Below are 20,825 nucleotides of genomic sequence, written 5' to 3'. Positions count from 1 at the left end.
CTAATGTTTTAGAAATAGAGATATCACGTTTTTTATCAGTTTCAAAAGTAATGGTGTTAGAATTGTATTCATTATTATCAGCAACAATCTTATAGGTATTTTCACATTTTATATTGAATGAAAAAGCACCATTATTATCTGTAGTTATTTTGTTGACTTCATTATTATTTTCAAACAAAGTAACTTGTGTATTTGCTAAAGGCAGTTTAGTTTCTTTATCCAGAATTGAACCGTTAACAATTTGGTTGCAATCAAGTTTTGTAAGTTCTAATGTTTTAGAAATAGAGATATCACGTTTTTTATCAGTTTCAAAAGTGATGGTGTTAGAATTGTATTCATTATTATCAGCAACAATCTTATAGGTATTTTCACATTTTATATTGAATGAAAAAGCACCATTATTATCTGTAGTTATTTTGTTGACTTCATTATCATTTTCAAACAAAGTAACTTGTGTATTTGCTAAAGGCAGTTTAGTTTCTTTATCCAGGATGGAACCGTTTACAATTTGATTGCAGGCTTCTGACTCTATATAAATATTTTGTGTTTTATTATCTCCTTTAATAGCAGAAGCTTTATAGTTTATAATTTTAGAGAGCATTCCTTCTTTAGTTACTTTCAACTCATAATCTAATGCGCATTTTATTTTAAAAAAGTAAGAACCATCATAACTAGTTTGAAACGTTGTGATTTCATTATTTTGGTGTAATAAAGAAACTAGAGCATCAGTAACAACCTCATTTGTTTTTTTATCAAATACTTTTCCTAAAACTACTTGATAACAGAGATTGGGTTCTAAAAATAGATCTTTTTTGAGATGAAAATAGTCTGGTTGTTTATATTCTATATAATCAGTTAAAAAATTATACGAATCATCTATGTAATTAGGTTTAGTGGCTATAATTCTATAATTAGTAGTACATTGAAATTTTATAAAATAACTACCATCATTATTAACTTTAATAGTTTCAGCTTCAATATTATTTAAATATAATTTAATTTCAGCACTTAGTGGTTCTTTAGTTACCTTGTTACGTATTGTACCACTTATTGTTTGTATGCATTCTGGCTCTAAAATAAAATCATGATTTATGTTTTCATTATCAGTAGTTGACGAAGTAAATTCATATAAATCATTAATATAATCTGTTTTGTCCGCTATTATGTAATAATTAGTGTTGCACCTAATTTTGAAGTTATACTCACCACTATCATTTACTTTTTGAGTTTCTATTTTTTCACCATCTAAATAAAGCGTTAAAGTTGCATTATGAACAATATCTTTAGTGAGTTCATTTATTACTTTACCTGTTATTGTTTGGTAACATTCATATTCTAAAAAGAAATTATGAGTTAAATTTGTATTATTTTGTGAAGAAGTTTTAATTAGAAAATCAGCCTTAAAAAAATTGGAAGCGCTTACTTCAATTCTATAGTTTGTATCGCAGTTTAATTTTAAAGAGTATTCTCCTTGAGAGTTTGTTTTTTCAATTTTAATATCCTGCCCGTCTAAATACAGAGTTATTAATGCGTTGGATATAGGAGAATTTGTTTTTTTGTTGATTATTTTTCCCGAAATTATTTGAGTACATTCCTCTTGAACATTCTTTGGAAAAAATTGGAATTGTTTTATTTCAGTATCTGAATAAAAGCTAATCATAAATGCGAAAAGTAAAAGTAAGCTGGTTGACTTCATTTGCTCGTCTTTTTTATTTTTTTATAAAAAAAATTATAAAAAATTAAACAATTTTTTTAAGGGGTTTATTTAAAATATTGTTGGGGAAACAGATTGAGGGGGAAACTTTATTATACATCATAAATATATAATCTATTTTTAAATGTATCAAGTAAATAATACCTTTTTACTTTAAAAGAGTATAGTTTTTTTACAATTCTCATTAAAGATTGATAGAAGTTGAATACTAGACTAATTTTTATGGATATTTTTAGAGTAAATTTAACAAAATTCAATATTTTATTGATTAAATTTGCCATTCGCTAGTTTTAGTTGTTATGTCAAAAAAGATAATTTCCATTTTTTTTTCATTTGTTATTATAATATTTATAGTAGTACCAACTGCTGTAATAGTATTGGAAAATAACATTGATGTTTCTGTTACCTTTGATATAGGTGAAGAAGAAAATAAAGAAAGTGAGTCTTTTAAAGATTTTGAACTTAAGTTTTTAAGTGTTGAAAAAAATCTTTTCATCTTAGCTAAAAATGAAAGGAAAAACTTTTTTAAGAATCAGGTTAAAAAGTATTCCCAATTACATATTGAGAGTATATCCCCACCTCCAGAACTGATATAGATTAACAATAAATTTTAAAAAAATAAGTATTTTAGTGCTTATTGAATTTTGTAATCTATCATTATATAGTAACTATGAAAAACATATTTTCGAATTTTAAAGGTGATGCCTTTGGTGGTATCACTGCAGGTATTGTTGCCCTTCCGTTAGCATTGGCTTTTGGTGTATCATCGGGGTTAGGTCCAAGCGCAGGACTTTATGGTGCAATATTTTTAAGTTTTTTTGCAGCCCTTTTTGGAGGTACAAATACACAAATTTCCGGACCAACAGCACCAATGACAGCTGTGAGTATGGTTATAATAGCAGGTTTAATTGCTGCAAACGATGGGAATGTTGAGAAAGCACTTCCAATTATTTTAACGGTATTTCTTTTAGCAGGCTTAATGCAAGTTGGTTTAGGAATTTTAGGCTTAGGTAAGTACATAAAATATATTCCATATCCGGTAGTATCAGGCTTTATGACAGCAATAGGTGTAATTATTTTAATTACACAAATATTGCCATCTTTAGGATATTATCCAAAAGAAGATGTTGAGTTTGTAAATCAATTCAAACCTGAAGCAGAAGAAATAATTCTTGAGAATATTTTAAAGGAAGAGTCCGGTGAAGGAATTTTGGTTTTGGAAGATTTTAAAGAAACAATTAAAAGAGCTCAGAATATCACACAACAAGATGTCCTTAAAGAATCTCAAACTTTAGCAGCTAAAGAAGCTTCAGGAGTTTTAGGGGCAATTAAAGTGTTACCAAGAGCAATAAAAAATATCAATTGGTTAGAATTGATACTGGCAATTGGTACAATCATCATCATTTATGGATTTAAAAAGATTACAACTGTAGTACCCAGTACACTAGTAGCTTTATTAGTGATGTCTGGTATAGCATTTGGGTTTCAATTAGATTATAGAACTATTGAAGAAATTCCCAGCGGAATGCCTATACCTAATTTAGAAATTTTTACAAATTTTAAAATAAGCAGTTTTATTCCCTATATTTTCACGGCATTAACACTTGCTTTATTAGGAGCAATTGATTCTTTGTTAACAAGTGTAGTTGCAGATAATATGACAAAAACCAAGCACAAGCCAAATAAAGAGTTAATAGGGCAGGGAATAGGTAACTCAATAGGTGCAATTTTTGGAGGTTTGCCCGGTGCAGGAGCAACTATAAGAACAGTGGTAAATATAAATTCGGGAGGAAAAACAAAATTATCGGGAATGATTGCAGGTATTATGCTTTTGTTCATTTTGTTGGCTTTAGGGCCCGTAGCTTCAAAAATTCCAGCAGCTGTTTTAGCCGGAATATTAATAACTGTAGGTATTGGTGTTATGGACTATAAAGGTCTAAAAGCAATACCAAGTTTACCAAAAGATGTTAAAATAGGTCCTGTTAAATTTAGTATGGAAGTATTAATAATGCTGGTTGTACTTGTATTATCAACCTTTTGGAACTTAGTTTATGCTGTAGGGATTGGACTTATAATTGCTTCATTAATGTTTATGAAAAAAATTGGAGATATTACAGCCGAACGTTCTGATGTTAAACCATTAAAGGAAGAAAAATATTGGGATGACGAAGCTGATTTTCCTGAAAACCTAAAAGAAGAAGTTTTTATCAAGCATATCAAAGGTCCATTATTTTTTGGATCAACAAGTGATGTGCAAAATATGGTAAAACAAATTCCGGAATCAGCAACAACCGTTGTAATAAGAATGGACAGAATGCAATATATGGATCAATCAGGTTTGTATACTTTAGAAGATATTTTGATCGATCTGAAAAGTAAAGGAAGGTATGTTTTATTGGTTGATGTTTTAGAGCAACCAAGATATTTGATGGAACGTATTGATATTATTCCTGATTTAGTACCTGAAAAACATATTTTTAGTAATTTTAAAGAATGTCTTTTATGGATAAAGGCACACGTAAAAAAATAAAATAAAATAAAATTAAAGAAAACAAAACAATGAATTTAGATAAAGTATTTGAAAACAATAAAAATTGGATTAAAGACAAACTAGCTTTAAGCAATGATTATTTTGAAGAATTAGGTAAAGGTCAAACACCAGAACTGCTATACATTGGCTGTTCAGACAGTCGTGTTACAGCAGAAGAGTTGATGGGAGCTAAACCCGGAGAGGTATTTGTGCATAGAAATATAGCCAATATGGTAATTAGTATTGATTTAAATGCAATGTCGGTTGTAAATTATGCCGTAGATCATTTAAAAGTGCAGCATGTTATAGTTTGTGGTCATTATGAATGTGGAGGCGTAAAAGCTGCAATGCAATCAGCCGATTTAGGAATTTTAAATCCTTGGCTTAGAAACATACGCGATGTGTATCGCATACATAGTAAGGAATTGAATGAAATTAAAGATGAAGCTAAAAAGTATAATAGATTAGTAGAGCTTAATGTGCAAGAACAATGTGTAAATTTAATTAAAACAGCAGCAGTACAAAAAGCTTCCAGAGAGAGAGGCTTAAAAGTTCATGGTTGGGTTTTTGATATTCACACCGGTAATTTAATTGACTTAAAAATTGATTTTGATTCAATTCTAAAAAACATAATGGAAATATATCATTTAGATTAAAGTAATAAAAAAAGCCACTTAAATTTGAAGTGCCCCCCAAAAAAAGTTAGACACTATTTGGGGGTATTTTTATGAGTAGAAAACACAAGTACAGCAGATCTTTTAAATTAAAAGCAGTTAGCTGTTCCTAATAGTCACCCCAGCTTTTTTGGTGGCGTATTGTAGATATTTTCCATATCCTTAAAAACTTCTTACCCTTTAAGAACTTATATTTACAGGCATTCCTAATCTGGTAGATCACTCAAATCTGTGAGGTTGATTGTGAAAATACATTTTGACAGTGCCTGTGAATTCATTTAGATTATCAGTAGCCGTAATTAGGATGTCTTCTACGTTACAATCTTTTAATTTAATAAGAAAGATTGTCTAAAAGGCAGCAGATTCATTCCTACTAACCAACACACCCAATACTTCTTTCTTACAATCTCTACGTAAACCTACTGCAATGTACATAGGGTCTTATTGATGACTTTAGAATTTAAAACAATATTATCCATCCAAGTAATCTTCCAGCATATTTTCATACTGTGTTTTTGAATGCTTTTAAAAAGGAAGTGAAATCTTCGCCTGTTTTGAATTGCTTCAAAAATTCATTTTTAATAAATCTCCTTTGTTCAGAGTAAAAGTTAAAATTAATCAAAAAAATACAGAGGGTTGCAACCCTCTATATTTTTTAAACTTTATACATTTGGAGATATTACCTCTTGACAAAAAATACCTTATATATTATTATAGAGATTATTTTAAAAGAAATACGCTAATCGAAATTCAAGATAATTTTGTGCAATTCCATTTTTTACCTCAAAATCAGTACTGTATAAAATCATTACCTGTGTTTGTGATGTAATAGTTACTGTACCCATAAAATTAAATTGTTGTGTATTTATTTTATCATTCATATCACCAATTCCCTCTACATTAGTTTCCCCACCTTTTTTCCATCTATAAGTTACTCCACCATAAAATGTTTTTGTAAAATCATATGTAAGATGGGTTTCAAACATATAAACCGCATTTTGCTCTTGTTTTAATTTATCTGCTGTAAAGTCATTATTATCTGAATACCAATCTAAATTTGAGACTATTTCTATGGCTGTACGATTTGTCTTCCACGCTGAAGCTAATGTTATTCGATATGCCCAACGATTACTGCCTATATTTATTTCTTTATTGGAATAATACTTACCTGTTGGTGGTGTTAAATAAAAAGCTGCATCTAAAAAAAGATTATTTTTTTCTTTAGTAATAAGTGGATAAAAATAAACTGCGTTTAAAGTAATATCACCTAGACCTGTTACCTTATCATTTATCTCACCTAATTCTAAATTCATACTTGCATAGGGAAGAATAACATTACAAAGTAAAGTAGCCTTTCCTGTTTTAAAAAAATGAGCATAACGAAACAAGCTTAAATCTCCATTAAAATCAATATTATTATTCACTTTATGTCCATTTAGATACAAATTATTCCCAGACATGTTTCGTTGATAAAACAGTAATGCTGATAATCCTGAAGGGGCTGGCAGTAAATCTCTTGCTTGTGTTTGAGAAAATATCGTACTTGGAGTTAGTATTAAAATTATTACTATTAATAGTACATTTATCTTGTTTAAAAAATTTTCATTTTCAACAAATATTCCTTTTTGTATGTGATTTTTTTTCATAATAAATTTGAAATTATTTTAGAACATAATTCTCTAAAAATGATATCCTGAAAAGGGCACGATTAATATTTTAGGTACTGTCATAATCCAAATAGTATCACTATTCTGTACAACTGTTATATGGAAAGTGCTTTATCTGTTAGTATAGTGTAATTTTTAATACACTTTTTAACTCTTATAATTATTTATGAATGAGAAAATTATCCCTCACGAAAATGAACTCCACACCCACCTTTTGGATAATGCCATTCAAGTGAGCCAGGTGCTGCTACTGCTAAACAAGTTCCACACTCTAAGCACGCAGCATGTGAAACACCAATGGTTCCGTCTTGTTCCTCACTATACACATTTGCCGGACAAATACGAACCAATAGTTTACCTGTACCAGTTTTTTTTGCAATATCTTGATTTACTTTGATATGGGATTCTTCATCCAAATAATAAAGGTTACCATTTAATCGTTCGGCAATAGATACTATTTTTGCCATAGCATAAAATTTATTTTAATTAACATTTCTTTATAAAGACTTTACTCCAACAAAAGCATCTCGTATTAAGCTTTTCATTTTGATATCTGAATCTCTAAATACACCTTTAGCTACCGATATTAAGCGTTTTCTAGGTGTTAAATTATGATTATAAATGTTGAAAAAAATATCAGCTAATAATTTCCCATATTCTTCATACATTCTAGAAGTTTCCAAAAAAGAAGGGGTTCTTTTATATGTTTTTATATCTTGTCCCACCCAATTTTTATTTAATTCGGAACGATATCTATCCATAGCAGATTGTGAAAAATCTTTATTCTCAAAAGAGTTATTAATAATCTTAGCCGCAGCTATTCCTGTACCCGCAGCAAAATCCATTCCCCGTATGGTTAGACCAGTATTAATTGTAAAACCAGCGGCATCTCCAATAATCAATAACCCTGGTCTTGCAATGTCTTGAGCTACCATAGCAGGCCCATCTTCAATTGTCATATGACATCCATACTCCAACAATTCCCCTTTAGCAATTAATGGAGCTATCGCTGGATGCTTTAAAAAATAATCATGTACCTCGATAGAATTTAAGCCCTTTTTCTTCATGCTTTCAAGTTGTAAAACTACTCCAAGAGAAACAGACTCAGCATTTGTATAAAGAAACCCCCCACCTGCTACGGTTTGTGTACAGTCTCCAACAATAGCATAAGCAACACCCTCATTATTCTTCACTCTAAACCTATCTTCTATAACTTTACGAGGCAATCCAATTACAGATTTTACTCCAACTGCTAAGTGTTTAAGAGGCTGTTTAGGGCGAATACCTTCTTTTTGAGCTAAAAATGAATTAACACCTTCTGCCAAAACAACTACTCGTGCATTTAACTCATCTCCATCGGCTTTAACACCCACATATTGTTTACCTTCTTTGATAAGGGAGTCTACTCTTACTCCTGGCATTATCATAACCCCCGCCTCTTCACATTTTTCTGCTAACCAAGCATCTAGTTTGGCACGCAATACTGTGACGGCATTCACAGGATCTTCCAAACGATGATCCCAATAGTCTATATTTACTGAAGAGGTGGGGTTTAAAAAACTAACAATATTGCGTGTAATATGCCTCTCAACAGGAGCTTCATTAATGAAATTTGGAAAAACTTCTTCCATAATACGCGTATAAAATACACCTCCCGATAAGTTTTTTGCTCCGGCTTCCATACCGCGTTCAATAAGAACTACTTCCTTACCCTTTTGAGCAAGTTGATAGGCACACACCAAACCGGCTATACCACCACCTACAACTATAACATCAAAAATTTCTTCATCCATTTGATTATTTTTTAAGTATAGATAGCATTAAGAACCTCATACTATCACTTTTTATTAAAACAGTTCACCAGATTTAATTCTTTTGCTGATATCATCTGCTGCTAACCAACCTGAAGTAAGAGCGAAACCATTAGCTGATCCAGGAACAGGTAAAGTATACGATTCACCATATATACCTCCAGCATCGCAACCAACAACATATAAACCTGGGATTGGATTATTCTTTGAATCTAATGCCCGTATATATTCATCTATTTCAAGAGCACCCATTGTAACCATAATACCTGTTTCCATTTTTATTGCGTAGAAAGGACCTTCTTTAATAGTGTATAAGTATTTTGCAGGTTTATGGAATTTTTTATCTTGTTTTGCTTCACAATACTTGTTGTATTCATCCACTTCTATTTTTAAAACATCAGGATTAATTTCTATTTTACTTGCAAGCTCTTCTATTGTATCAGCAACAAATACATTAGTTCGCTTATTGTCAGCAGCATCTGCTTTAATTTCGACAGGTAGGTTAATCAATTTCTCGTAATTGTGCACGTAAATACCAAGCCCAACTTCATTACCTACTTCAACCAAATGACGTATCGCTTCTTGGCTAAGAACTGACCAATACATAGCTCCCGGAAGCGAAGCAACAACATCTCCAGCATCTCCAAAATTAAGACCTACTATCTCGTTCACAAATCGCCTTCCATATTTATTAACCCACAAATAGGGCTGAAAACCTGCTGCATTGGTATGACTTGTTATGGTTTTATCTCGCATAAGTGGGAATAATAAACGAGTACCAACATTAGCGTTTTCTATACCACCTACTTCTAACACCATACGAATGCCATCGCCTGTATTACCTGGACCACCAGCATTAATTAATGATTCACCTATATTGTATTTACCGTATTTATTTATCATCTCAGGGTTACAAGCATAACCTCCTGTTCCTACCACAACGGCTTTAGCTCCTAAATTTACCTCTTCACCATCAGCGTCTATAGCCTTAACACCTATAATATGTCCGTTCTCTTTTAAAATTTTTGTGGCCGATGTAGACATAAACAAATCTACGCCTCGTCTATTTGCATCTGCTTCAAGAAGTTCTATTACCCTAGCAACCTCACCTTGAGGCAAGTGCCAAGTAACAAGCTCACCGGGTTGATCAGGAGCTGTTATATTTACATCTTCATATACAGCACCTACTTCATCTCGCATTTTTGAAATGGTTGTCGCAGCATTTTCTACAAAACGAGAAACCAAAGAGGGATTAGCTCTCCAGTGGGAATAATTCATGTAAGCGTTAAAAGCGTCTGTTTTGCTAACTTTTATACCTCTCTTCTCTTGCTCATCAGATTCAAAAGCGGCATGTCCTTCAGCAAAGGAAGAACTACCCCCGGTTTTATCTTCTTTTTCTAAAACAGCACATGTTAGACCATTTTTAGCAGCTTGTACTGCTGTGGATAAGCCAGATCCTCCACCACCAATTACTACTACATCGTATTCTGCATCAAAATTTGTTTTCATAATATATTTATTTACTTAATAACTCTTTTAAAACTGGAACAATTTCATAAAGATCACCTACTATTCCGTAATTAGCTGCACGAAAAATTCTGGCATCCGGATCATTATTAATTGCAACAATTACCTTAGCTCCACGTACACCTTCTAAATGTTGTGGGGCTCCTGAAATACCTAAAGCTATGTACAAACGTGGTGAAATTGTTTGCCCGGAACGACCTATGTAGCGATCTTTTGATATCCATCCTAAATCATCTGCAATAGGCATGGAACAAGCAATTTCAGCTCTCATAATGTCAGCTAAAGACTCTACTAAAGTAAGATCTTCACGAGTTTTAAGCCCTCTTCCCACCGATATAACAATTGTAGCTCCATCTAAACCAGTGCTGACATCTGTTGCCAAACTTGCCACTTCAGCGCTCATATTGTAACCATTACCCCCAAGCAAATCAATTCCAACAGAGGCTTCACTAGCTAACTTAACATCCTCTCCTGTAAAAAAACCTACTATAGTCTGATTGCTTATCAGTGAATTAATTACTCGTCCTTGCAGGTTTTCTTGCTCCACAATTACGGCATCACCATTTTTCTTTAAATTTTTTATATTAGGTACAATAATAGCTCCTATAGCACTTGAAATTGCACCGGCAATAACTCTATCACTCGGAGATGAACTTGATAAGACTACTTTTGGTGTTTCTTTTTTTGAAGCATTTGCTATTATATTTGCCTGTGATTCTGGCAGACTGGTAGTTTCTGCCAACATTACTGAATCAACACCTGCACGAGCTACTTTTTCGGCCAGTTCACGAGAACCAACAACAATTGCTTTAACCAAATTCTCAGTAGCTTTGGCTGCAGCAACCAAACTACCAATAGATGATTCATTCGTAATTATTAACCAAATTGATTTATTCATAATTATTTTTTCTTTATTTGTAGTTTAATATAGTTTATAAAACACCTTCTTTACGTAATGTCTCTACTAATTGACCAACAGCATTAGACGGTTCTCCTTCAAACAGATGAGCTTGTTTTTCCTCTGGAACACGACTACTATCTATATTTATCCTATCTTTTATTGATGACAACCCTAAGTCTGAAATGGTAATTTTAGTTATTGGTCTTTTTCGTGCCATTAGTTTTTCTTTCATTCCAGGAACTTTTTTTTCTTCTGATTCGGCAACAAAACCTAAAACAACAGGAGTTGAAATTGTTATCTGTTTTTCTTCGTTTCCATTTTTTTTGGTTGCAATAATTTTTCCTTCTTCTGTTTTTGCGGTAGTAAGCCCCATAAGAGCTGGCCAACCAAGAGTACCTGCTAAAGTCACAGGTACACCAGAATATGAATGAGGGTCACCAATAGCAACTACATCAATATCACCTAATTTATTAACTGCAGAGGCTAAAATCTCACCTGTAATAGCTTGATCTGATAAACTTGGAGCATCTATAACACTAAGAGTCTCATTTACTCCTCTTGCTAAAATCCAACTAGCATCACCATCTCCAATTGTTATACCAATAATTTGAGCAACAGAACCCTCTGCAATGGTCTTTGCAGCATCTAAGGCAGCCGGATCATCTTCGCCGGCCATCATTTTTGCTCCACGCCAATCAATTGAACCATCTGCTCGAACAGACGCTGCTTCAGGGTCTCTTGCCCATTTGTATATTACTGCAATCTTCATAATATTATATAATTAAAAAAGTTGAAAATTTTATTGAATTATGTGTAATGAATATATAATTAGGTTTTCATAGAAAAACCATTTCTTATGTAAAGATCATACATTTTATAGCAATAAGAGTAACACTTACAGGAAGAAATGTGGTAAAATTCGGAAATGCATATCGGATTGCTGAGCAGCATAAATAGAATCTTCTTTTAGAGTTTATTTTATCGTTTGTAGACATTCCCGTTTCAAAAATAATTTTTTCTGTTATTCCCATCAGGTTTTGGCGGATCTAAGTAATTCTTTTTCTTTGAATCTCAAAACATTCTATCTTAAATATTCATACAAACAATTAAACCCTATAGGCTGTGATAGGCTCTACAGGGCATTATTTTCATTTTCAAACTTCATTTAGTGAATAGTCTGTCCTCCATCTATAACAAAGGTGCTGCCATTAACAAAAGAGGCTTCTGGAGAGCACAGATACAAAATAGAAGACGAAATTTCTTGGGGTTCAGCAGCTCTGTGCATTGGATTGTTGTTTGTCACCAATTCATTCATTTTAGAATCGGACAACCATCTTTCGGTCATGGGAGTTCTAACCAGTCCGGGAGCAATAGCATTGACACGTATATTTTGTTGGGCATAATCCAAGGCAGCTGCTTTGGTTAAGCCAATAACTCCATGCTTAGCTGCTACATAGGGAGCCATATCTGGATCTGCGACTACACCAGCTACAGATGCCGTATTTACGATTGCTCCACCATTGGTTTTTAACATAGCTTCTATTTCATACTTCATACAAAGAAAAACCCCTTTTAAATCAACAGCAATAGTTTTATCAAAATCTTTTTCATCCATATCAGCTAATGAAGCGGTAGGACAGAGCACCCCGGCGTTGTTAAAAGCAAAATCTATTATTCCATATTTTTGTACAGTTTGTTCAACTAAATTTTTAACTGAATCTGCATCTGAAACATCCGTTTCTATAAAAATGGCATTCTGACCTTTTTCTTCAATAAGCCTTACGGTTTCTGCTGCATCAGGATTTATGTCGCCAATAACAACTTGTGTTCCACATTCTGCAAAAGCTTTTGCAGTTGCTCGACCAATTCCCGTGGCTGCACCAGTAATTAAAATAGTTTTTCCTTTGTAATTATGTCTTGTATGATTATTCATGTCATTATTTTCTATTTGTTATACAAATTAAATTTCGGGTACTAAATCTATAAGAGCTTGTGGATATTCTCCTGGCCAGGGAAAACGCTCTTTTAATATTTTTGCACTCAATTCCAAGGCTATTTTAACTGGTATATTAGGATACATATCAAGCATTTTGTCCATGATTTCCTGACTATTCTTGGCATGTTTCCAAACCTTTTCAAAATCCTGAATGTAGTTTCTGGTAAATTGAATGTTATCAGGTGTGAAATATTTAGGATCAGTATTTGGAGAATGTCCTGGAATGACAACTTCCGGCTTTAAAGCTTCAAGCACATCCAAAACATCAAACCATTCTTTTCTAGATTGAATGGTTTTGTTATCTGCAATCCATACGTGGGCCTGTGAAAAAACAGCATCAGCAGCCAACAATGTTTTTATAGAAGGAATCCATAGTGCTGAAGCATCAGCAGAATCTCCTCGTAACGGTCCTAATATTTCAATTTTATCTCCTTCTAACTCCATATAGTTTTTATCTATTGATTCAACATAGACTTTTTCTTTGGCGCCATCTATTCCTAATACAGTTTTTCCCCAATGTTCAATTTTAAAATCAAATGCATCATTAATAAGGCCAGCAATGCTGGGCAAGGTCATAACTTTAATATCAGGGAACTCTTTTTTAACAACATTTATGCCTAGAAAATGATCCGGATGAAAATGGCTAATATAAACTCTTGAGGGTTTTACTCCATTTTCTGTAATCATTGCCACTAAACGATGTGCACTTGATTGTGCAAACTGCGAGTCCATTAAAATTGCATCATTATCTCCATAAATTAATGTGGAATTAACTGAAAACCCTCCAGGAGTATCACCACCATTATAGACTTTAATTTTTAATTTTGACATAATATTTTTTATTTGGGTTTTTAAATTATATTACAAATATCTTTTGTGCAATCGCAAGTTCACACATTTTATAGCAATAGGAGTAACACTTATGAGAAGAAATGTTGTAATAATAGGAAATGTATATCCCGCTTGTTTTGCCTACTAAGATGAGAGATAGTATTTATTTACTTTATAAGATTTTTCATCTCATAACGAAAATCGGAAGGTGTTTGTCCGGCTTTCTTTTTGAATACTTTTGAAAAATAAGATTTCTCATTATAACCTAGCTGATAAGCTATTTCTGAAATCGTTTTATTTGTACCTACCAGTAGGTTTTTTGCTTCAATAAGTTTCCTCGTTTCAATAATATCTGAAACGCTTTGCTGACATATTTTATTACAGATGAGATTAAGGTTTCGTGAAGACATAAATAGTTTTTTGGAATAAAATTTAACACTTTCTGACTTGGAAAAATTATCTTCTAAAATTTGTAAGAATTTAATGAATGTTGTATTCTGAACTTGATGTGTATTAATATCTTGTATTTGCTTTTGCATTTCACATTCTATCATGATAAACAAAGTACGTAGCAGGTTCTGAACAATACCATAGTTTGGTTGCTCTTGATCCAATTCATCATTCATCATCTCACACATGGTCTGTAACCGCTGAATGTGCCTACCTTCAGTTAATTGTATATTTGCATTTTTTTGAAATAAAATATAAAGGTGGAAAACCATTTCTGAAATAAACTCACTTTTAAATCTTATGACCCAAGCAAGAAATTGACCATTCTTAGCCCTTGGAATAATTTTATGGACTTTACCTTTTGTAATAAAACTGATATATGACACCTCAATTTTGTTTTTTTCAAAATCTATGTAATGTTCGATTGAGCCTTCAATTCCAATAAGTAATTCCTCAAAATCATGATTATGAACATCCTCAGGTCTTGAGGTTGAATTTTTAGCATTTGTATAATCGAATTGGAATATATGAATCAGTTTATCCATGATTTGTAATTAACTCAAATATAAGAATTTTATATACAATGAAAGTTATCAAGTGTAAAGTAAACGACTTTAACTTTATAAAAACCATTTTTTTAAACAAAAAATCTTAGAATCCAAAAGCCTAATAATAACCTACAATTTAAATTAAGAGAACAAAAAACGATCTATCAATTAATAATATTATTAAGAAAAAGTACGTTGTCTATGTTCTACTGCCCATTCAACCATAACGTCTATTACTGTTTGAAATGTTTTACCCGACTCTGTTAATTCGTATTCAACGGTTACAGGTATTGTATCATATACAGTACGTTTTATAATTCCATTAATCTCTAAATCTTTTAACTCTTTGGATAACATTCTTGGAGAAATATTCTCTATGTTTCTTTCTAATTCTTTAAAACGCATTTTTCCAAACAATAAACTACCAATAATTGGTGTCTTCCATTTTCCGTTTATAACATTCAAAGCATCATTAAGAGCTAATACATATTTAACTGAACACTTTTTAACTTCTTCTATTTTAGTTTCCATAAGATTTTCCATTGTTACTATACTTTTATATATTACTATACTTTTGTATATCAGTTATTTTTGTATAGCAAATATAACTATTTTTGTTATTCAATTATAAAAACTTAACTAAAAAATGAGCTTAATAGATAACTTAAAATGGCGTTATGCCACAAAAAAAATGAATGGGGAGACAGTTCCTCAAGAAAAGCTAGATTATATTTTGGAAGCAGCACGGCTTGCGCCATCATCTTCAGGGTTACAGCCGTTTAAAATCTTTGTGATATCAAACAAAAATTTAAAAGAAAAAATAAAGCCAGTTGCTTTTAATCAAAGCCAAATTACAGATTCCTCACACCTCTTAGTATTCGCTGCATGGGACAGATATACATTAGAGAAGATTGAAGGGGTATTTAATAAAACTATGGAAGAAAGAGATCTTCCATATGAAACCATGGATGATTATAAAAAACAACTTTGGGGAATGTACGAACCCCTTGGTAATGAATGGCAGGCAAATCACACTGCTAAACAAACTTATATTTCATTAGGGATAGCTTTATCAGCTGCCGCCGAACAAAAAGTAGATGCAACACCAATGGAAGGATTTGTGTCTCAAGAATTAGACGAATTATTAGGTTTGGATAAATTAGGTTTAAAGAGTAGTGTTATAGTTGCTTTGGGGTACAGAGATGCCGAAAATGATTGGTTAGTCAATCTAAAAAAAGTACGTACCCCGAAAGAACAATTTATAACTGAATTAAAATAATTTTTGAAAAGTAAAAAAATGAAAAACACGATTAAAACGATAACATTTACAGTAATAGCAATAGTAACATTATCATTTACGGCTGTTGAAACAGAAAAAAAAGAGGTTAAAATAGAAAACAGCAAGGTAGTTTGGAAAGGTTATAAAGTAACAGGGTCACACGAAGGAACTGTTAATTTAAAATCTGGCTCTTTGACATTTCATAACGATAAACTAACAGGTGGAGAGTTCATTATTGATATGGAAACTATTGTTTCCACTGATTTAACAGGAGAGTACAAAGAAAAACTAGAAGGTCATTTAAAATCTGATGACTTTTTTGGTGTTAAAAACAATCCAACGGCCAAATTAAAATTTACAGATGCAAAATCCAAAGGGAAAAATTCATATACTATTACTGGTGATTTAACCATTAAAGGAAAAACAAATCCAGTAACTTTTGATATTTCTATTTATGGTAAGAAAGCAACAGCTGCATTAAAAGTTGATAGAACAGAATATGATGTTAAATATGGTTCTGCAAGTTTTTTTGATGGCTTAAAAGATAAGGCCATTTATGATGAGTTTGATTTAGTAGTTGATTTAGAATTCTAAAGAAATATCGTTACGATAAACCTATCAATATGTAGGACATTTTGATAGGTATTTGATTAAAAATTTCACAAAACACAATAGTTGCAAATTGTAAATTTTGTAAACAATTGTTTTTTAAACATAATTTTAAACAGATGGAACGTGCTCAATTTTTACAACTGTTAGGATTAAGTGCTATGGGGTTAGGTATGAATACACTAAATGATATTAAAAAAATATCAGATGCTTTTCCAGCTTCTGAAAAAATGCCAGTTCTTTTTCTTGGTCATGGTAGTCCAATGAACGGTATCGAAGAGAACCAATTCACAAAAGGGTTTCAGAATATATCTAAAACATTACAAAAGCCAAAGGCTATCATATGTGTGTCAGCACACTGGTTTACTAGAGGTACAAAAGTGACTGCTATGGAAATGCCAAAAACAATTCACGATTTTGGAGGTTTTCCTCAAGAATTATATGAACAGCAATATCCTGCTAAAGGAAATCCTAAATTAGCAAAAGAAACAAAAAAATTGTTACATCCAGCACTTGTAGAATTAGATGAAAAATGGGGGCTAGACCACGGTGCTTGGACTGTACTAAAACATTTATTTCCAAAAGCGGACATTCCAGTAATACAATTGAGTATTGATTATACCAAAGATGCTCAATATCATTTTGAATTGGCAAAACAATTAAATTCTCTACGAGATAAAGGTGTTTTGATTATTGGAAGTGGAAATATAATTCATAATCTAAGATTAGTTGATTGGCCAAACTTTAATAAAGAGAATCATGGTTATGATTGGGCTATTGAAGTTAGGGAAACTATAAATAATTATTTAATTGATGGTAACTTTAATCCTTTGATAAATTATGAAAAACAATCAAAGGCATTTCAATTAGCCATTCCTAGCCCAGACCATTATCTGCCTTTAATCTACTCATTGGGATTAAAAAACGATAAAGAAAATATAACTCTTTTCAACGATAATTTGATGGCAGGTTCTTTAAGTATGACATCATTGAAAATAAGCTAAGAGAAACAGTTCAAAACTAAAGTTTTAAAACAGTATCATTTTAGATTTTATGATACTTATAATAATAATAATAATACAATAAGATATCCCTTATGGATTTACAACTTAAAAACAAGACAGCGTTAATTACAGGTTCAACTAAAGGAATAGGTTATGCAATAGCATTAGGCTTACTAAAGGAGGGAGCTAAGTTATACATACACGGAAGAAGCATTGAAAGTGTTGAAAAAGCCATCGAAAAAATCAAAAAAGAAGTACCAAAAGCTCAAGTTAAAGGAATTCCTGCTGATTTTGCAAAGGTTGAAGAAGTAAATAATTTATTGAAAACAATACCTCAAGTTGATATTCTTGTAAACAACATAGGCATATATGGTGATCGCCCCTTTGAAACTACCAATGACAAGCAATGGTTTTCAGATTTTGAAATAAACGTAATGAGTGGTGTGCGACTTTCTCGTCACTATGCTTCTTCAATGAGGGATAAAAATTGGGGAAGGATTATTTTTATTTCCAGCGAATCGGCCATTAATATCCCTGAAGATATGATATTATATGGTGTTACAAAGACAGCTTATCTTGCACTAAGTCGTGGTTTGGCTAAACTTTTTAAAGGCACTAATGTAACAGTAAATTCTGTCCTGCCAGGACCAACAAGTGCAGAGGGTGCAATAGAAATATTCCAAAATATGTCTAAAGAAACTAATGCGACAATGAAAGAGCTACAATTTGAATTTATCACAAAAAATAGACCTTCTTCCATTATTCAACGATTTTCAGAACCTTCAGAAATAGCCAATATGGTGGTGTATCTTGCTAGTCCCTTGTCTTCCTCTACAACGGGGGCCGCTTTAAGAGTAGATGGTGGGGTTGTAGAAACTGCATATTAGTCAGCATAAGTAATCCCATGCCTAATTATTAATATAAAAACAAGTAAAATAAAAATATAAACATAAAAAAATGAAAATAGGAATAACAGGAGCATCAGGAAAGTTAGGACAATTAGTAGTGTCTAAACTTAAAGAGCATATATCTGCCGAGGATATTATAGCTTTGGTTCGTACACCAGAAAAAGTAGAATCACTAGGGATTAACGCAAGAACATTTGATTACAACCAGCCCAATAAATTAGCCGCAGCTTTAAAAGGAATCGATAAATTGTTATTAATATCTGGTAATGAAATAGGCAAGCGATTCCTACAGCATTCAGCTGTCATTAATGCGGCTAAAGAGGTGGGAATTAAGCACTTTGTATATACAAGTTTACTAAAGGCAGACAGCTCAACCTTGGTGTTAGCCCCTGAACATTTAAATACCGAAAAGGCCATTAAGGCGTCGGGACTGGATTTTACTATCTTACGAAACGGTTGGTATAATGAAAATTATACTGAAAGGGTCAAAGATACCGTTGCACACGGTAAACTATACGGTAGTTCTAGCGATGCAAAAATATCTTCTGCTTCCAGAGAAGATTTTGCCGAAGCCGCTGTGGTTGTACTTTGTGAAGATAAACATCGTAATAAAACTTATGAGCTTTCCGGAGATTTAGCATTTACGATGGAAGATTATGCCTCGGAAATATCAAAATTAACCGGCAAGAAAATTCCATATGTAAACCTACCAGAAAAAGAGTTTGCAAGCGTATTGGAGCAAGCAGGATTACCAGAGCCAGTTGCCGCATTTTTTGCAGGAACCCACACGGCTACATTACATGGAGATTTATATGATGATGGTAACCAATTAAACCAATTAATTGGCAGACCCACAACTACTATTTCCAAATCTATATCAAAAGCATTATAAAATCTTTTTAATTTAATAAAGTAGAGATTGAATTGAAAATAGTCCATTCCAAGAATAACACAAGCATTTCACCTGTGTTATTCTTTAAGTTAAATAAAATTAATTAATTGTAAGAATTGAAACTTGTTGATGGACTCGTAGGTTCAATTTACTGTTTTGAACTTAATTTGCATTAAAGAAAAAAACTATTGTCATTGCGCTATAACAACAATAATTGATAAAAGCTAATATTAGTTCAAAAATGTTCATAAGTATATCTATTCTAATTTTCTTTTTGCTCATTTATAAAAATTATAGAAAAAAGGACAGAGTAATACGATACGGACGATATAAAGGGGGGAGAACTATTATTATAAATAAGCAAAAGTATTATTTAGAAGAAAGTCGATTTGAAAACTATCAAATGGCGATTCATTATTATTTTAAGATTGTATCAGATATTTATGATTATGGAGAAATTATAGAAGTAAAAGAAGATTACTATGATTGGTCTAATACCGTTTTTAGATTTGAGCATTCTACAATAAAACTTATCAGAATTATAGATAAAATCATAATGATGAAGAGTAGTGAGCCAATTACGGTAATGAAAATAGAAAGAGACAGTTTTAAACTTATGAATTCCATTAATGATGGCAAAAAATAATCTAAGTATGGGATTAAAAAAATATAAGAAAACCATATAATTTTAGTTTCAGAGCGTAAACCGAACTCTGTCTGAACGAATTATTCATTAAATTTCATTCAGATAGAATTATGACAATAAAAGGACAATAAGAATTCGAGAAAAGAATGCTTGCCCAGTTTATATTTAGCAAAAGCCTTTTTGGTTCAGGTGGAGCTTTTGTACCGATGCTGAAGAATGTTAAAGAGAATGCTTTACAAGTAGAGAAGGATGCTTACCTTGATTGTGAGCAAAGATCTAGTGGAAACAAACGCAACGGCAATGGTAAGAAAAAACTCAAGAGTGACTTTGTGTCTTTGCTAGCAGTAGTAGTATCCAAAAAACTGTGTAAGTTAAAAAGCGACACTATCCAAAATTTTGTGTAAATAGCTAAGACGGGTTTAATTCAAAAATTAGAGTTTGACCCTTTTTTCAAATATAGTTAAAAATTGAAGCACTATCTCATAAACTGTGTAAATAAAAATATCGGGGGTTGCAACCCCCGATATTTTTTTGTTTAATTTTAAACTTTTATACAGTCATGAAGAAAGAAGATTTATTAAGTAATGATTTTTTGAAGCAGTTTACATCGGGCGAAGAGCTCAATGATTTTCTAAAACAGATTCAGAAACGTGGTATTGAAAAGATCCTTGAAGGCGAGCTTGACAGCCATTTAGGCTATGATAAGCACCGGAAGTCAGACAATTCCAATGCCCGCAATGGTTTTACAGAAAAGAAGCTGCGCACTTCTCTTGGAGAAAGCAAGATACAGGTTCCCCGAGACCGTGACGCTTCGTTTAATCCCATGATCGTTCCCAAA

Annotated in this window: 22 protein-coding genes; 11 read left to right on the top strand and 11 right to left on the bottom strand. The window is 32.1% G+C overall.

From position 1 onward, the window contains the following. A partial coding sequence (locus HGB55_RS13905) for a carboxypeptidase regulatory-like domain-containing protein (RefSeq protein WP_168817516.1) occupies positions 1–1,696 on the bottom strand: 1,696 nt, incomplete at its 3' end. Positions 1,697–2,013: 317 nt separating this feature from the next. On the opposite strand from HGB55_RS13905, the gene HGB55_RS13900 reads away from it, so the two are divergent. The 3 genes from HGB55_RS13900 to HGB55_RS13890 all read left to right on the top strand — a co-directional run bounded on the left by HGB55_RS13900 (position 2,014) and on the right by HGB55_RS13890 (position 4,900). Further along, the gene (locus tag HGB55_RS13900) at positions 2,014–2,310 is read left to right on the top strand and encodes a hypothetical protein (RefSeq protein ID WP_168817514.1); all 297 of its coding nucleotides are present in this window, start codon (positions 2,014–2,016) and stop codon (positions 2,308–2,310) included. Positions 2,311–2,384: 74 nt separating this feature from the next. Continuing rightward, positions 2,385–4,244 (top strand): SulP family inorganic anion transporter, encoded by a 1,860-nt coding sequence (locus tag HGB55_RS13895; RefSeq protein WP_168817513.1) that lies wholly within the window; start codon positions 2,385–2,387, stop codon positions 4,242–4,244. 29 nt (positions 4,245–4,273) lie between these two features. Beyond that, complete coding sequence (locus HGB55_RS13890) at positions 4,274–4,900, top strand: carbonic anhydrase (protein WP_168817511.1); 627 nt, start codon at positions 4,274–4,276, stop codon at positions 4,898–4,900. A gap of 743 nt (positions 4,901–5,643) precedes the next feature. On the opposite strand, the gene HGB55_RS13885 is transcribed toward HGB55_RS13890, so the two are convergent. The 10 genes from HGB55_RS13885 to HGB55_RS13840 form a co-directional block, all read right to left on the bottom strand. Continuing rightward, on the bottom strand, positions 5,644–6,564 hold the full coding sequence (locus HGB55_RS13885; RefSeq protein ID WP_168817509.1) for a transporter: 921 nt from the start codon (positions 6,562–6,564) through the stop codon (positions 5,644–5,646). 200 nt (positions 6,565–6,764) lie between these two features. Next, positions 6,765–7,052 carry a ferredoxin family protein gene (locus HGB55_RS13880; protein ID WP_168817507.1) on the bottom strand — a complete coding sequence of 96 codons (288 nt, stop codon included), beginning with the start codon at positions 7,050–7,052 and terminating at the stop codon, positions 6,765–6,767. Positions 7,053–7,082: 30 nt separating this feature from the next. Next, positions 7,083–8,378 (bottom strand): FAD-dependent oxidoreductase, encoded by a 1,296-nt coding sequence (locus HGB55_RS13875; RefSeq protein WP_168817505.1) that lies wholly within the window; start codon positions 8,376–8,378, stop codon positions 7,083–7,085. 54 nt (positions 8,379–8,432) lie between these two features. Beyond that, a complete protein-coding gene (locus tag HGB55_RS13870; protein WP_168817503.1) occupies positions 8,433–9,905 on the bottom strand; it encodes an FAD-dependent oxidoreductase in 1,473 nt (490 codons plus the stop codon). Between the two features lie 7 nt (positions 9,906–9,912). Beyond that, entirely contained in the window at positions 9,913–10,821 is a 909-nt protein-coding gene (locus tag HGB55_RS13865; protein ID WP_168817502.1) for an electron transfer flavoprotein subunit alpha/FixB family protein, read from the bottom strand. A 34-nt stretch (positions 10,822–10,855) separates the two neighbouring features. Further along, positions 10,856–11,593, bottom strand: a complete 738-nt coding sequence (locus tag HGB55_RS13860) for an electron transfer flavoprotein subunit alpha (RefSeq protein ID WP_168817501.1) — start codon at positions 11,591–11,593, stop codon at positions 10,856–10,858. Positions 11,594–11,989: 396 nt separating this feature from the next. Then, positions 11,990–12,757: an SDR family NAD(P)-dependent oxidoreductase gene (locus tag HGB55_RS13855; RefSeq protein ID WP_168817500.1), complete on the bottom strand. Its 768-nt coding sequence runs from the start codon at positions 12,755–12,757 to the stop codon at positions 11,990–11,992. A gap of 27 nt (positions 12,758–12,784) precedes the next feature. Further along, positions 12,785–13,651 (bottom strand): MBL fold metallo-hydrolase, encoded by an 867-nt coding sequence (locus tag HGB55_RS13850; RefSeq protein ID WP_168817499.1) that lies wholly within the window; start codon positions 13,649–13,651, stop codon positions 12,785–12,787. Positions 13,652–13,818: 167 nt separating this feature from the next. Further along, complete coding sequence (locus tag HGB55_RS13845) at positions 13,819–14,646, bottom strand: AraC family transcriptional regulator (RefSeq protein WP_168817498.1); 828 nt, start codon at positions 14,644–14,646, stop codon at positions 13,819–13,821. Between the two features lie 183 nt (positions 14,647–14,829). Beyond that, positions 14,830–15,192 carry a helix-turn-helix domain-containing protein gene (locus HGB55_RS13840; protein ID WP_168817497.1) on the bottom strand — a complete coding sequence of 121 codons (363 nt, stop codon included), beginning with the start codon at positions 15,190–15,192 and terminating at the stop codon, positions 14,830–14,832. Between the two features lie 103 nt (positions 15,193–15,295). On the opposite strand from HGB55_RS13840, the gene HGB55_RS13835 reads away from it, so the two are divergent. The 8 genes from HGB55_RS13835 to HGB55_RS13800 form a co-directional block, all read left to right on the top strand. Beyond that, positions 15,296–15,928 carry an NAD(P)H-dependent oxidoreductase gene (locus HGB55_RS13835; RefSeq protein ID WP_168817496.1) on the top strand — a complete coding sequence of 211 codons (633 nt, stop codon included), beginning with the start codon at positions 15,296–15,298 and terminating at the stop codon, positions 15,926–15,928. 18 nt (positions 15,929–15,946) lie between these two features. Continuing rightward, positions 15,947–16,522, top strand: a complete 576-nt coding sequence (locus tag HGB55_RS13830) for a YceI family protein (protein ID WP_168817494.1) — start codon at positions 15,947–15,949, stop codon at positions 16,520–16,522. A gap of 188 nt (positions 16,523–16,710) precedes the next feature. Then, positions 16,711–17,541: a 4,5-DOPA dioxygenase extradiol gene (ygiD, locus tag HGB55_RS13825; RefSeq protein WP_168817518.1), complete on the top strand. Its 831-nt coding sequence runs from the start codon at positions 16,711–16,713 to the stop codon at positions 17,539–17,541. Positions 17,542–17,633: 92 nt separating this feature from the next. Further along, complete coding sequence (locus HGB55_RS13820; RefSeq protein WP_168817492.1) at positions 17,634–18,428, top strand: SDR family NAD(P)-dependent oxidoreductase; 795 nt, start codon at positions 17,634–17,636, stop codon at positions 18,426–18,428. A gap of 70 nt (positions 18,429–18,498) precedes the next feature. Further along, positions 18,499–19,341 carry an SDR family oxidoreductase gene (locus HGB55_RS13815; RefSeq protein ID WP_168817490.1) on the top strand — a complete coding sequence of 281 codons (843 nt, stop codon included), beginning with the start codon at positions 18,499–18,501 and terminating at the stop codon, positions 19,339–19,341. 241 nt (positions 19,342–19,582) lie between these two features. Continuing rightward, a complete protein-coding gene (locus HGB55_RS13810) occupies positions 19,583–19,987 on the top strand; it encodes a hypothetical protein (RefSeq protein ID WP_168817488.1) in 405 nt (134 codons plus the stop codon). 146 nt (positions 19,988–20,133) lie between these two features. After that, positions 20,134–20,391, top strand: a complete 258-nt coding sequence (locus HGB55_RS13805; protein ID WP_168817486.1) for a hypothetical protein — start codon at positions 20,134–20,136, stop codon at positions 20,389–20,391. 155 nt (positions 20,392–20,546) lie between these two features. Beyond that, the coding region (locus HGB55_RS13800; protein ID WP_211047400.1) for a transposase at positions 20,547–20,825 on the top strand (279 nt) is incomplete at its 3' end.

The organism is Lutibacter sp. B1 (assembly GCF_012524075.1).
Lineage (GTDB): Bacteria > Bacteroidota > Bacteroidia > Flavobacteriales > Flavobacteriaceae > Lutibacter.
Note: the sequence above shows the minus strand (reverse complement) of the source record. Positions and strands in the feature narration are given on the sequence as shown.

Bases quoted from the DNA above. Each gene is read 5' to 3' on its own strand.
- HGB55_RS13885 (WP_168817509.1), bottom strand. From the start codon at position 6,564: ATGAAAAAAAATCACATACAAAAAGGAATATTTGTTGAAAATGAAAAT.
- HGB55_RS13895 (WP_168817513.1), top strand. From the start codon at position 2,385: ATGAAAAACATATTTTCGAATTTTAAAGGTGATGCCTTTGGTGGTATC.
- HGB55_RS13860 (WP_168817501.1), bottom strand. From the start codon at position 11,593: ATGAAGATTGCAGTAATATACAAATGGGCAAGAGACCCTGAAGCAGCG.
- HGB55_RS13890 (WP_168817511.1), top strand. From the start codon at position 4,274: ATGAATTTAGATAAAGTATTTGAAAACAATAAAAATTGGATTAAAGAC.
- HGB55_RS13880 (WP_168817507.1), bottom strand. From the start codon at position 7,052: ATGGCAAAAATAGTATCTATTGCCGAACGATTAAATGGTAACCTTTAT.
- HGB55_RS13835 (WP_168817496.1), top strand. From the start codon at position 15,296: ATGAGCTTAATAGATAACTTAAAATGGCGTTATGCCACAAAAAAAATG.
- HGB55_RS13855 (WP_168817500.1), bottom strand. From the start codon at position 12,757: ATGAATAATCATACAAGACATAATTACAAAGGAAAAACTATTTTAATT.
- HGB55_RS13820 (WP_168817492.1), top strand. From the start codon at position 17,634: ATGGATTTACAACTTAAAAACAAGACAGCGTTAATTACAGGTTCAACT.
- HGB55_RS13865 (WP_168817502.1), bottom strand. From the start codon at position 10,821: ATGAATAAATCAATTTGGTTAATAATTACGAATGAATCATCTATTGGT.
- HGB55_RS13875 (WP_168817505.1), bottom strand. From the start codon at position 8,378: ATGGATGAAGAAATTTTTGATGTTATAGTTGTAGGTGGTGGTATAGCC.
- HGB55_RS13815 (WP_168817490.1), top strand. From the start codon at position 18,499: ATGAAAATAGGAATAACAGGAGCATCAGGAAAGTTAGGACAATTAGTA.
- HGB55_RS13830 (WP_168817494.1), top strand. From the start codon at position 15,947: ATGAAAAACACGATTAAAACGATAACATTTACAGTAATAGCAATAGTA.
- ygiD (WP_168817518.1), top strand. From the start codon at position 16,711: ATGAATACACTAAATGATATTAAAAAAATATCAGATGCTTTTCCAGCT.
- HGB55_RS13845 (WP_168817498.1), bottom strand. From the start codon at position 14,646: ATGGATAAACTGATTCATATATTCCAATTCGATTATACAAATGCTAAA.
- HGB55_RS13805 (WP_168817486.1), top strand. From the start codon at position 20,134: ATGCTTGCCCAGTTTATATTTAGCAAAAGCCTTTTTGGTTCAGGTGGA.
- HGB55_RS13900 (WP_168817514.1), top strand. From the start codon at position 2,014: ATGTCAAAAAAGATAATTTCCATTTTTTTTTCATTTGTTATTATAATA.
- HGB55_RS13810 (WP_168817488.1), top strand. From the start codon at position 19,583: ATGTTCATAAGTATATCTATTCTAATTTTCTTTTTGCTCATTTATAAA.
- HGB55_RS13840 (WP_168817497.1), bottom strand. From the start codon at position 15,192: ATGGAAAATCTTATGGAAACTAAAATAGAAGAAGTTAAAAAGTGTTCA.
- HGB55_RS13850 (WP_168817499.1), bottom strand. From the start codon at position 13,651: ATGTCAAAATTAAAAATTAAAGTCTATAATGGTGGTGATACTCCTGGA.
- HGB55_RS13870 (WP_168817503.1), bottom strand. From the start codon at position 9,905: ATGAAAACAAATTTTGATGCAGAATACGATGTAGTAGTAATTGGTGGT.